Raw genomic sequence first — 13,024 nt, 5'->3', positions numbered from 1 at the left:
GCACCATGCAGACCATCCCCGGATCAAGCCTCGTGCCTTACACCCCGCCTGTGTGTGAGGGCACCGGCGGCATCGCCTACGAGTTCTGGGCCGGCGCCTCGCCGCGGGCCGTGGAGGTGGACCAGCTGCCCGCCGGCACCGCCCCCACCTCCACCAGCACCCTCTCTTCCTTCTCCGCCCCGGCCAACGTGGCCGAGAACTACTTCGCCCGCCTCAGAGGCTACCTGTGCGTGCCCATGAGCGGCATGTACCGCTTCCACCTCTCCGCCGACGACCGCGCCGAGCTCCAGCTGAGCACCGACGAGAGCCCGGCCAACAAGCGCCGCATCGCCTACCAGCGCCTGGCCACCGCGCCCGGTGAGTACGGCGCCTTCCCCACCCAGCAGTCCGAGCTGATCTACCTGGAGGCCGGCCGCCGCTACTACATCGAGGCCACCCTGCGCGAGTTCGAGTTCCGCGACCACCTCACCGTCGCCTGGACCATGCCCGACGGCACCATGCAGACCATTCCCGGGTCAAGCCTCGTGCCTTATACCTCCGGTTCTATGGCGGCCACGGGTACTGGGGTAAAAGCGGTGGCTCCGGAGGCTACGCTAGGTGCTTTCACCGCCAGTCCTAACCCCTTCCAGGACAAGGCTAAGATTTCCTTCTCTGTGGCCACGTCAGAGGATGTGCGGCTGGAAGTATACAACCTGCAAGGCAAGTTGATGCAGACCCTGTACACTGGAAAAGCAGAACCTGGCAAGGCCTATGAGTATGAGTTTGACGGCAGCAAATACGTGAACGGCGTGTACATCTGCCGGATAACGGTAGGCGGCAAAACCACCGTGAAACGATTGCTTCTGGCCAGATAACACCACCCACCCAGAAAAGAGGCTCCCCAACGGGAGCCTCTTTTTTTTTGCCCTTCCCTGAAAAACAAGCCCTTAAACCGGAGGGGCCAAAGAGAAAACAGGTATGGGGCTATTTCGTTTTCCTCTTCTTCTGAATTCTGCGTACACTTAGACTTTCATTCACCTAATCCCTTTTCGCAAGAACAACATGCAGCACAACCGTTGGAGTTTAGAAGGCCGCAGGGCATTGGTCACCGGAGGCACCAAAGGCATAGGCGCCGCCATTGCCGAGGAGTTGCTTTCCTTCGGGGCCGAAGTACTCATTGTCGCCCGCAAAGAACTGGAAGTGAACCAGGCTGTCACTTCGTGGCGAGCCCAGGGGTTGAAGGCCTCTGGCATGGTAGCCGATGTAAGCCAGGCCGCCGACCGCCACAACCTGCTCCAACTGGTAGAAAACACCTGGGGTACGCTAGACATTCTGGTGAACAACGTGGGCACCAACATCCGCAGGAAGATTGGCGAGTACACGCCCGAGGAATACAATTACCTGCTCAACACCAACCTGACCTCGGCCTTTGAGCTTTGCCGGTTGGCGCACCCTTTCCTGAAGCAATCGCCGCACGGCAGCGTGGTGAACGTGTCTTCCGTGGCCGGGCTGGGGCACGTGCGCACCGGCGCCATCTACGGAATGACCAAAGCGGCCCTGGTGCAGCTCTCCAAGAACCTGGCGGGCGAGTGGGCACCAGACGGCATCAGGGTCAACTGCGTGGCTCCCTGGTACATTAGAACGCCTTTGGCTGAGCAGGTGCTGCAGAACGCTGAGTACCTGGAAAGCGTGCTGAGCCGTACCCCTACCCGCACCATCGGCAACCCCGAGGATGTGGCCTCCGCCGTAGCCTTCCTCTGCATGCCCGCCGCCGCCTACATCACCGGTCAGTGCCTGGCCGTAGACGGAGGCATGAGCATCAACCTGTTTGGGTAAAATACCTGCTTTCAAATAAACAGAAATCCCTCCCAGGCAGGTAGCTCAGGAGGGATTTCTGTTTTAAGGTCAGCTTGGGATGTATACCGCTACGATTCTTCGGGAGAGGGTTTGATTCCTGCACCAAAGTATTAAATTGATTTTTGAGTATGGTTCAAGTTTTCAACTTGGACCTAAAATGGTCGGAAGTTTTAAACTTCCGTGAGGCGTAGCCTAAAATCGACTTTTGCTTACGCAATCCGTTTATGCCTACCTGTCATTCCTTTTAAAGATGGAATGATCACCTTCTGCACCTCGTGCTGCTCTGCCTGGCAGAAGCAAGGTAAGCAAGGAAGCCTTTTTTGAGGCTGTCGCCTCACGGAAGTTGCAAACTTCCGATCATCATGGGTCCAAGTTTATAAACTTGAACCATGAAAGGATAGAAGAAAAAAGTCCCCCTTTGAAGGGAGCCGATATGCGTACAGACATATAGGAAGGCATTCTCTCAGGACTATATGGTTTCAAAAACATGTTTAAATGGCCATGTCTTGCTCACCTAGTGTACATCGTTTCAACCCTGCTTTTCAGAAAAAAGGCCTGAAACGCAGGGAGGCAGCCCAATTGACGCCATATCCTGCAGTCTTCTTTCCTGCGTTTACCTTCCCTGCTATAGCTCCTTTACTGGTAATCTGCTAGTAAAGGTAGAGGTCATTCAAGCAGCCTGTGCTTTTGAGGCAGTTTCCTCAGAAACAAGCCTCAAACAACTGCTAGGTACGGTTACCGCAACTCCTTCAGGGCCTGGTAATAATTTTCCATGGCCTGGGGGTGGGTGTGCAGGAACAGGAAGGGTTCAATGAGTTCCAGCTCCATCAGTTGGAGTTCCTGGCCTACCACCACGCCATCTACGCGGGCGTACAGGCAGCCTTTGGCAAACTGGTCTACCAGCTTCTGGGCCTGGGGCAGCAGGTGCGCCGGGGCGGGTTGCGGATGGATGGTGCCCCCAAAGAAATGCTGGACCCTGAAATCACCGGACTTCGCCGACTTTAGCAGGCAATGGCTGTAGGTACCGTTGAAGAACAGAAATGACCATTCGCCTTCCTCCTGAATCTGGGGCATGAAAGGCTGCACCAAAAAATCCTCTTCGCGCAGCAGTTCTTCCAGCTTCTGTTCCACCGGCCCGGCCTCTGCCCGGGAAACGATGAAGGTGTTCTTCGCGCCGCCGCTCACGCTGGGCTTTACAATGAGCTTATCGGTCTGGAAGCGGCCGTAGAATTCCTCCAGGTGCGCGGCCGTTCCTTTTTTCAGGAGGGCGGTGGGTACGATGGGCAAGCCAGCTTTCTCTACTTCCAGGAGGTAATGCTTGTCAACGTTCCAGCGGATGGTGGCAAGGGGGTTCAGGGTACGGAGGCCGAGGGCTTCTATCCGGTCCAGCCACGCCCAGAAGGCCGGGAATTTGTCAAAATAATCCCAGGGTGATTTGAAGATGGCGAGGTCAAACTGCGCCCAATCTACGGCGGGGTCGTCCCAGACCTGAGGGGTAATGTCAAGTCCTTGTGCGGTGAGGTAGTTGAGAAGCTCCCCGTCTTCGGAACCGCTTAAAGAGCCATAACTGGTGATGGCGTCATAGGTTACTAATGCTACTTTCAAATCAATTTAAAATTCAGTGGTGGATAGGTAACGCATGGGCTCTAAGGCCGAGAACCTGGTTTCAAAGCAGTTTTCCTGAAACAAGCCCAAAACTTACTTAAGGGGATTGTTCAGGTAATCCAAAGCCAGGTAAGCCAGCGTACGTACGCCCAGTTTCATGCCGCTTTCGTCAATCATGAAATCAGGGGTATGGTGGGCCGGCACCTTGGCGGGGTCCTGACCTTTGGCCATGCCGCCCACAAAGATAAAAACACCCGGCACCTTCTGCTGGTAATAAGCGAAATCCTCGGCCCCGGTAACGGCTTTGGTCAGGATCACGTTGGGTTTACCGGCCACGCGCTCCAGGCTGGGCAGCATGTGGGCCGTGAGTTGCTCATGGTTGTAAGTGACGGGGGTGTTCTTGACGATCTCCACTTCGGCGGTAGCCCCGGCGCTGGCGGCAATGAGCTCGGCGGTGCGGCGAAGCTTGGCGTGCAGTTGGTTCTGCATGAGCGTGTCCAGGGCCCTGATGGTGCCGATCATCTCTACTTCCTCCGGGATGATGTTGGAGCGCACGCCCCCGTGAATGGCCCCCACGGTGATCACGGCGGCGTCTTTGGTGAGTTCCATCTGGCGGCTTACAATGGTCTGGATGCCGGTGATGATCTGCGCTGACACCACAATAGGATCTACGCTGGCCCAAGGGTAGGCGCCGTGCGCCTGCCGGCCTTTCACCCTGATCTTGAAGTTGTCTGAACTGGCCATGGTGCCCTGCGGACGGTATTTCATGGTGCCTACCTCGGTGGCGGAGTTGATGTGCAGTCCGAAGATGGCATCCACCTTAGGGTTCTCCAACACGCCTTCGGCCACCATCACGTCGGCGCCGCCTTCCTCTCCGGCGGGGGCTCCTTCCTCGGCGGGCTGGAAGATGAATTTCACGGTGCCTTTGATATCTTTCTTGTGCTGGGCCAGAATCTCGGCGGCGCCCAGAAGCATGGCCATGTGCGTGTCATGGCCGCAAGCATGCATGACGCCTACCTGCTGGTTGTTGAAGGTGGTGCGCACCTTAGAGGCGAACGGCAGGCTGTTTCGCTCGGTCACCGGCAGGGCGTCCATGTCGGCGCGAAGGGCAACCACGGGGCCGGGCTGTCCGCCCTTCAGGATGCCTACCACGCCGGTTTTGGCCACGCCCGTCTTCACCTCAAACCCAAGGCTTTTCAGGTGCTTGGCAATCTTTTCGGCGGTCTTCACCTCGCGGTTGCTGAGCTCAGGGTTCTGGTGGAAATCGCGGCGCCACTGGATCACCTTGGGTTCCAGTTTATCGGCGAGTTGGTCAATCTGGGCGTACAGGTTAGCGGTTTGCGCCTGGGCGGTCTGTACAAACGCCAGCAGCGCCGCCGCTGAGGCCCATTTCTGGAAAGTATTCATGTAGGTAAATGATTAAGGCTTTGAACGGAAACAGGAGTAGTTGCTACTTCTATGTTACACATAAATTCTGAAAAAACAGTCCGTAAACGCGACAACGATTCTTGTGGAGCCCTGGCCTGTACAACCTATTTTCAGGAAAGGAGATCACCTCTAGTGTAGCTGGGTCTGAAGCAGATGAGGCGGCTGTTTTCCGGCAGTTTCAGGAAAAGAGGCTCTAATCTAAAGTCTCTCCATTTACAAGCCTTTTCCTTCCGTATCTCCGCCTTTGTTGGTGTTATCACCAACAAACCCTAAAAGGGGTTATTCTGCTTGTTGTATCCTGCTTGTTGGTGAGAACATCAACAAAGGCAAAAACAGCCCATAAACGGGTATACCAAGCCTTGTACTGTTTTGGCTGGCACCTCCTGTTTCAAGGAAAGAAAAATCCCTTTATAGTTGCCGGAACTAAGCCTTCAGAAGCTTCTTGTTTTCGGGCATTTTTCAGGAAAAGAGGCACGAATCCGGCGGCTTTCTGCTTCAGCTTCTATCCGCTGATTTCAGGCTGCGCAACCCAGGTTGCAATTCCCCATGTGTAAAATCCCACAAAACCGGAATAAAAGGAGCCCAATCAACAGAAAGTAGTAATTTGAAGTCAAATTGACTCTTTTGATGACACATCACCGGCTTTTCTACTTAGTCCTGCTCCTGCTTCCGTTCTCGCTTTTGGCTCAGTCACCTTACTGGCAGCAGGAAGTTAATTACAAGATAGAGGTCACCCTAGACGACCAGAACCATACCCTCACTGCCACCCAGGAACTGGAATACGTGAACCACTCGCCGGAGACACTGACGTTCCTGTATTTCCACCTGTGGCCCAACGCCTACCAGGACCGTACCACCGCCTTTGCCAAACAGCAATTGCTGAACAACGATGATGAATTCCATTTCGCGCCCCAAGAAGCCCGGGGCTCTATCTCCGGCCTGGACTTCAAGGTGAACGGGCAGGCGGTGAAATGGGAGAAAGACGCGCAGCACCCTGACATCGCGAAGCTGACGTTGAACCAGCCGCTGCCCCCGGGCGGGCGCCTCACCGTCAGTACCCCGTTCCAGGTCAAGCTCCCTGATTCTTTCTCGCGGCTGGGGCACGTGGGGCAGTCGTACCAGATCTCGCAGTGGTACCCCAAACCCGCGGTGTATGATCAGCAAGGCTGGCACCCCATGCCCTACCTAGACCAGGGCGAATTCTACTCAGAATACGGTTCTTTTGACGTGCGCATCACCCTGCCGGCCAATTACACCGTGGGGGCTACCGGTCAGCTCCAGAACCCGGCAGAGCAGGCCCGGTTAGACAGCCTGGCGCAGGTGACGGCGGCCCGAAAGGAATTCAACGCGAAAGACCTGGAGTTCCCGGCTTCCGCGGCGGCCACCAAAACCCTGCATTACCGGCAAGACTGCATCCATGACTTCGCGTGGTTCGCTGACAAACGGTTTCATGTGCTCAAGAGCGAAGTCCTCTTGCCCCACTCCAAACGACCGGTGACCACCTGGCTCCTCTTCACCAACCGGGAAGCCGACACCTGGGTCAAGAGCGTGCAGGATATCAATGATGCCGTCTATTACTATTCCTTGTGGCTGGGAGATTACCCGTATGCCCACGCTACGGCAGTAGACGGGGCGCTGAGTGCGGGCGGCGGCATGGAATACCCCATGGTCACAGTCACGGAACCGGAGGCCATCATCCATGAGGTGGGGCACAACTGGTTCTATGGTATTCTGGGCAGCAATGAGCGCGAGCACCCCTGGCTAGACGAAGGCATCAACAGTTACTATGAGACGCGGGTGAAAGCCCAGCGCAATCCTTACGCCGGTATGCTGTCCAGTGAGGTGAACCAGAACAAAATCGGCCGGTTTCTGGGGGTGGCTGATTTGCCGCCCGCCGCCATTGACAACGCCGCTTTTTTATCGGCGGCCAGCCGAGGGTTAGACCAACCGGTAACGGCGCCGTCTGCCCAGTTCAGGACCTTCAACTATGGTACGGTGGTTTATCTGAAAACGGCGCAGCTGTTCCAGTACCTGGAGAAATACCTGGGCACCGCCCGCTTTGACAGCGCCATGCAGGCCTATTACCGCCAGTGGCAGTTCCGGCACCCATCTCCCCAGGATTTACAGGCTGTTTTAGAGAAATCTACCGGAGAACCGCTGGGGTGGTTTTTCCAGGATCTGCTGCCTTCTACCACCCTACCAGATGCCCATCTGGCCACGGTGACAACTACGGGTGGCACCACCCAGGCCACGGTGCGGCACACCGGAAAGCTGGCCTTGCCGGTGCAGGTGGCGGCGCTCAACGCCCAGGGGCAGGTAATGGAAACGCATTGGACTAAGCCGGGGGAACGGGAACAGACCTTAACGTTTACCGCCGCAGGCATTGATCAGGTGGTGATAGACCCAGAGTACCTCTTCCCGGAACTAGACCGCCGCGACAACCGCTACCGCATGGGCAAGATGTTCCCCAAAGCCGAGCCGCTGCGCCTGCAACCGTTCCTGAGCGTGGATCGCATTGACAAAAAACAACTCTTCTGGGCTCCCTCGTTGGGCTACAACACCCAGGACGGTTTTCAGCTAGGGGCCGCTTTCTACAACTCCTTCCTCACCGAGCACAAGTTGCGCTATGTGGTCATGCCTATGTATGGTTTCGGGGATCACCGGATTACCGGGCTAGCCGATGTGCGGTACCAAATTCCGGCGCAAGGGCTCCTGCGGAAAGTTGAGGCGGGGATACTGTTCCAGCGGTTTGCCAGCTTCCATAGCCTGGCGCCCAGCCTCACGTTCCACAACCGCCTGCACACCCCCACTACGCCCCGGCAACAGCTTAGCCTGGCCTGGCACTTGGTGGTGGATGACCTGCACCCTGATGTGCAGGCCCCGCGCCTGGCGTACCGCCTCCTTTCTGAAAACGCCGTGCAAGGCACCCTGGTAGAAGCCGACGTGACCCAGTTCAGATACGGCATCCAGGAGTTCAGGCAAGGAACGGTGGTCAGCCTGCATACGGAGCATTATGCGCCTACCCGGTTCCGGCTAAGCCTGGAGAAATGGCGCGCCTACCGGCCCGGCAAGGAAATCAGGCTACGGGGCTTTGCCGGGATCATGACGGGCACCCAGACCGGCGAGTTCTACCTGGGCCTGGCCGGTAGCCCCGATTACCTGAAGCAGACGCCCTTCTTCAACCGCACTGACATGTTCACGCAGACAGGTGGCCCCGCCACCATCCGGCAGACCGACCGGCAGGACGGCGGTTTCCGCAACGGGGTACCGGTGGTGAGCCGGGAATGGATGGCCACCCTGAACCTCACCGCTGATCTGCCCGTGACGCCCTTTGCCGTGTACGCGGATCTGGGCCGCGTGCAGGAATCAAGCCAGTTGCTGTACAGTGCCGGGCTGCAACTTTCTTTTTTCCGGAAGGCCTTCCAGATTTACTTCCCGGTGGCGGGCAGCCATTACCAGAAAGAGGTACCCGGCAGCTTCCAAGATTTCAGGAACAGCATCAGGTATTCGCTTAACCTGAACGCCCTGAACCCGTTCCGCCTGCTGGATGAGTTGCAGTAAAACCCGGGCTGAAACAAGCCTTTTCCAAAAGCAGCCCCAGGAGAAAAAGTCTCTGGGGGTTCTGCTGGAAAGAATGCCGTTTTTGGCCTATCTTACAGAAAACAGACGCCAAACCTACCTGCTACCCTTGCCTATGCGCTCCGTCACCCTAAAGAAATGGCAGCTCCCGCTGTTGCTGCTCACCTTGTTCTGCCTTAGCTGTAAACCCGATTACCCCAATCTGCCCGCCATCTCGGAGACCAAGCACTGGCAGGCGGTGGTGGAAACCTCTTCGGGCTCCACACTGCCTCAAGTTTATGATGCCAAAGAGAAAAAGTTCGTGCCGCAGCTGGAAGCCGGTCAGCCCCGCAAGCTGGAGTTTCTGCCCTACCCCGGCAATGAAGGCTTTATTCCCTCTACCCTGGTAGACTCCGTGGAGGGCAGGTCGGCGGCGCCCCTGCCGGTGCTGGTGCTGGGCAACCAGAAAGAGCCGGGCACCGTGCTGGAGATTGTGCCGGTAGGCGTAATGATATTGGAAAGTGACGGGGAACTGCGGCATCTGGTGGTGAGTGTGCCCGCCAAGCCCAATGAGCAAACCATCACCCCCAATTCCTACAGTGATTTCTCGGCCCGTTACCCGGCTGTGAAAAAGATCCTGGAGCAATGGTACCTCAACGTGAATCCCCGTCAGCCCACCCGCCTTATGGGGTGGCGCAATGAAGCCTTCGCAGACCAGCTGATCCAGAAACACGTGAAATAACCAGGAGCCTTTTTGGCTTCTTTTCAGTAAAACAGGCTTAAAACGTCTGGCAAGGGCCTGCCTCTTCGCGGAGCGTGGGTAAACTCTTTTTCCTAAAGCCGGCACAATTCCTAACTTCGCTCATCATAGAACCGATAAAACCAGACCTACATGTTTCCATCCATAAACCCCACCACCACCCAAGCCTGGGCGAAACTGACGCAGCATTACGCGCAAATCAAAGACAGCCACCTGAAAGACGCGTTCGCGCAGGACCCGCAGCGGTTCAAGACCTTCAGCGTCACGTTTGAGAACATCCTGCTGGATTACTCTAAAAACCGCATCACCCAGGAAACCCGCCAATTGCTGGTGGACCTGGCCCAGGAATGCGGTTTGCCCGCCGCCATAGAGGCCATGTTCTCCGGCGAGGAAATCAACTTCACCGAAAGCCGCTCTGTGCTGCACGTGGCCCTTCGGAACCAGGCCAACACGCCGGTGCTGGTAGACGGCAAAGACGTGATGCCCGAAGTTAACCGGGTGCTGGCGCAGGTGGAGAAATTCTCCACCGCCGTGGTGAACGGGGAGTGGAAAGGCTACACCGGCCAACCTATTGACACCATCGTGAACATTGGCATCGGGGGTTCAGACCTGGGCCCCGTGATGGTAACCGAGGCCCTCAAAGCCTACCAGAAGCCCAACATCACCACCTATTTCGTCTCCAACGTAGACGGCACGCACATAGCGGAGACGCTCAAGAAGATCAACCCCGAGACTACCCTCTTCATGGTGGCCTCTAAAACGTTCACCACCCAGGAAACCATGACGAACGCCCACAGCGCGCGCAGCTGGTTCCTGGAGCACGCCCAAGACGAGGAGCACATCAAAAAGCACTTCGTGGCCTTGTCTACGAACGCCTCGGCCGTGGCCGAATTCGGGATTGACACGCAGAACATGTTCGCCTTCTGGGACTGGGTAGGCGGACGCTACTCGCTGTGGTCGGCGATTGGTTTGTCTATTGCCTGCACGGTGGGGTACGAGAACTTCAGGGAGTTGCTGGCCGGGGCGCACGCCATGGACAACCACTTCCGGAAAGCACCGCTGGAAGAAAACCTGCCCGTGCTCCTTGGTTTGCTGGGCATCTGGTACAACAACTTCTTTGACGCCCAAAGCCACGCGCTGCTGCCCTATGACCAGTACATGCACCGGTTTGCCGCCTACTTTCAGCAAGGCGACATGGAAAGCAACGGCAAGTACGTAGACCGCAACGGCCAGAAAGTTAATTATCAGACCGGCCCCATCATCTGGGGAGAGCCCGGCACCAACGGACAGCACGCCTTCTACCAGCTTATCCACCAGGGCACCAAACTCATCCCCTGTGATTTCCTGGCCCCGGCCATCAGCCACAACCCCATTGGCGACCACCATCCTAAACTGATGGCCAACTTCTTCGCGCAGACGGAGGCCCTTATGAACGGCAAGACCGAGGCCGAAGTGGTGGAGGAAATGCAGAATTCAGGGACTTCTGAGGAAGAGATCAACAGCCTGAAAGCGTTCAAGGTTTTTGAAGGAAACCGGCCTACCAACTCCATCCTGTTCAAGCAGCTGGACCCCAGAACCCTGGGCAGCCTCCTGGCCATGTATGAGCACAAGATCTTTGTGCAGGGCGTGATCTGGAACGTGTACAGCTTTGACCAATGGGGCGTGGAACTGGGCAAGCAACTAGCCAAGCAGATCCTGCCCGAACTCACCTCTGCCACCGAAGTCACAGGCCATGACGCTTCTACCAACGGCCTGATCAACCAGTTCAAGGCGTTCAGGAAATAAGTAGAGAACGTGACACCTCCTTCTTGCTTCGTTGCGGGTATCTGTTCCCTAAGGACGGATACCCGCAACGAAGTTTTGTTTTTACCCTGGTTTTGCGGCCTTTAAAAGAACACACTATCACAATGTATGGATATTATCAACTTGAGAAGAGTAACGGAGCTTGACCTTAACCAGCTGCAGGAAATTGGCAGGCAAACCTTTTCAGAGACTTTTTCAGCCGGAAACTCTGAGGAGAACATGCAAAAATATCTGGAGGAAGGCTTTTCCCTTGAGAAACTAACGGCCGAGCTCCAGAACCCAAACTCTGAATTCTATTTTGCGATGCTTGACCACAGGGCCATTGGTTATCTGAAACTGAATGTTGGATCATCACAGACAGAATTAAAAGACGACAAAGCCCTTGAGATTGAACGGATCTATGTGCTAAGGGAATTCCACGGCAAAAAGGTGGGGCAGCTGCTTTATGAAAAGGCCCTGCAAATTGCGGAGCAGAAGAAGGTAGATTACGTCTGGTTAGGAGTCTGGGAGGAAAACCTGAGAGCGCTGAACTTTTATAAGAAAAACGGTTTCGTTATGTTCGACAAGCACCTCTTCAAATTAGGCGATGAGGAGCAGACAGACCTCATGATGAGACGGCAAATGAACGCGTAAATGAACTTCAACCTACAACCTTCCTTAGAGAACCAAACGCTGGTGCTTTCTCCTTTGCAGGAAAATGATTTTGAGGCATTGCATCAGGTGGCCTCTGACCCTAACATCTGGGAACAGCACCCCAATAAAGACCGCTGGAAGGAAGAGGTTTTCCGGGTGTTTTTTGACGGGGCCCTGCAAAGCAAAGGGGCATTCAAGGTCGTGGAAAAAGCCACGGGAAACATCATGGGCAGCACCCGGATCTATGACTATAATGAGCAGGAAGACAGCATTTTCATAGGCTATACCTTTTACGCTACCTCTTATTGGGGAAAGGGCGTGAACCGCGCGGTCAAAGCTATGATGCTGGAGTATCTGTTCCAGTACGTATCAAAGGTGTTCTTCCATATCGGAGCCAATAATATCCGTTCCCAGATAGCCATTAGCCGGATGGGGGCAGAAAAAATCGCGGAGCAGGAAGTAGCGTACTTCGGCGAGGCCACCAAGTTGAATTACGTGTATGAAATCAGCAAAGAGAAGTGGGAAACGGTAAAGGAGAACAAGCAGAGTGGCCCGCCCCCAGGCCACCCTACAGCCGAGCCTACCTCGTGATTACCCCTGGCGGGCTGTTCAGCGGGATTGCCCAACTAACCTGAACCAGGTAAAACCGGGCTTCATTGAAACTATAAGCCTTTCACCTTGCCGCAACACCAACCCTCCGTCCTTGGCCCACATGCCTTTTAGGAGAAGGTTGGGGTTCCTGCTACATCCAAAACAGCATGAGACTACTTCTTTTGACGTTCCTCTTACTGGGCCAATGGGTCGCCTTTGGCCAGACTGGGCTCAAAAAACCTGATTTTAGCCATAAAGTCATTGAAGCCATAGGTGACTTGAACAAAGACGGTTTACCTGATAAAGTCATTGTTTCACAAGACACCCTGCAGGAGCAGGCGCCTTATAGACTGCAGATATTTTTCAAAGACCCCAAAGGCCGCTACAACCTGATCGCGACTTCCACCAAGATCATAGCACCACAGTATCCAGACGGACGGGAGGGATATGAGACAGGGAACAGATTTTCTGAGGTAACTATCAAAAACGGTGTGGTAAGCGTAGGATTTGAATTACTGCGGGGACATTATGTGCATAAATTCAGGTTCCAGAACGGGAACTTTGAATTGATCGGCTTCTCCAAAGTTGCCTCAGACGGACGGGGGGTGATGGAAACCATTGACTTCAATCTGTCTACAGGAATAAGGATAGAGAAAGCGGAACGGTATGATACAGACCAACTGATAAGCACCCAGAAAAAGAAAATCCTTATCAGGCCCTTGCCCAGGTTGCAAGAGGTAGTACCCATGGAAAACGGGCTATACTAAACACCTTGCCGCCGCCTAGGGGCAAACGGCATTTTCGCGCCCC

General features: G+C 55.4%; 10 protein-coding genes. 8 read left to right on the top strand and 2 right to left on the bottom strand.

Annotated elements, in window-relative coordinates; translation table 11 throughout:
• Both FOE74_RS02610 and FOE74_RS02605 read left to right on the top strand, forming a co-directional pair.
• Nucleotides 1–854 (top strand): T9SS type A sorting domain-containing protein (locus FOE74_RS02610; RefSeq protein ID WP_225840600.1); only part of this gene is annotated, 854 nt, incomplete at its 5' end.
• Between the two features lie 187 nt (nt 855–1,041).
• On the top strand, nt 1,042–1,815 hold the full coding sequence (locus tag FOE74_RS02605; RefSeq protein ID WP_149097034.1) for an SDR family oxidoreductase: 774 nt from the start codon (nt 1,042–1,044) through the stop codon (nt 1,813–1,815).
• Between the two features lie 756 nt (nt 1,816–2,571).
• Here the strand turns inward: FOE74_RS02605 and FOE74_RS02600 are convergent.
• Nucleotides 2,572–3,441 (bottom strand): ATP-grasp domain-containing protein, encoded by an 870-nt coding sequence (locus FOE74_RS02600; RefSeq protein WP_149097033.1) that lies wholly within the window; start codon nt 3,439–3,441, stop codon nt 2,572–2,574.
• Nucleotides 3,442–3,534: 93 nt separating this feature from the next.
• Nucleotides 3,535–4,848, bottom strand: coding sequence for an amidohydrolase (locus tag FOE74_RS02595; protein ID WP_149097032.1), 1,314 nt, complete (start codon nt 4,846–4,848; stop codon nt 3,535–3,537).
• A gap of 648 nt (nt 4,849–5,496) precedes the next feature.
• Here FOE74_RS02595 and FOE74_RS02590 point away from each other — a divergent pair.
• The 6 genes from FOE74_RS02590 (at nt 5,497) to FOE74_RS02565 (ending at nt 12,981) form a co-directional block, all read left to right on the top strand.
• Nucleotides 5,497–8,430, top strand: coding sequence for a M1 family metallopeptidase (locus FOE74_RS02590; RefSeq protein ID WP_149097031.1), 2,934 nt, complete (start codon nt 5,497–5,499; stop codon nt 8,428–8,430).
• Between the two features lie 133 nt (nt 8,431–8,563).
• Nucleotides 8,564–9,169, top strand: a complete 606-nt coding sequence (locus FOE74_RS02585; RefSeq protein WP_188686336.1) for an inorganic diphosphatase — start codon at nt 8,564–8,566, stop codon at nt 9,167–9,169.
• A 150-nt stretch (nt 9,170–9,319) separates the two neighbouring features.
• Nucleotides 9,320–10,972 carry a glucose-6-phosphate isomerase gene (gene pgi / locus FOE74_RS02580; RefSeq protein ID WP_149097029.1) on the top strand — a complete coding sequence of 551 codons (1,653 nt, stop codon included), beginning with the start codon at nt 9,320–9,322 and terminating at the stop codon, nt 10,970–10,972.
• 126 nt (nt 10,973–11,098) lie between these two features.
• Entirely contained in the window at nt 11,099–11,623 is a 525-nt protein-coding gene (locus FOE74_RS02575; RefSeq protein WP_149097028.1) for a GNAT family N-acetyltransferase, read from the top strand.
• Complete coding sequence (locus FOE74_RS02570; protein ID WP_149097027.1) at nt 11,624–12,214, top strand: GNAT family N-acetyltransferase; 591 nt, start codon at nt 11,624–11,626, stop codon at nt 12,212–12,214.
• A gap of 167 nt (nt 12,215–12,381) precedes the next feature.
• Complete coding sequence (locus FOE74_RS02565; protein WP_149097026.1) at nt 12,382–12,981, top strand: hypothetical protein; 600 nt, start codon at nt 12,382–12,384, stop codon at nt 12,979–12,981.
• Nucleotides 12,982–13,024: the final 43 nt, after the last annotated feature.

The organism is Rufibacter glacialis (assembly GCF_008271745.1).
In the GTDB taxonomy this organism is placed as follows: Bacteria; Bacteroidota; Bacteroidia; order Cytophagales; family Hymenobacteraceae; genus Nibribacter; species Nibribacter glacialis.
The sequence above is the reverse complement of the archived record's forward strand: the minus strand, read 5'-3'. Positions and strand labels throughout refer to the sequence as shown.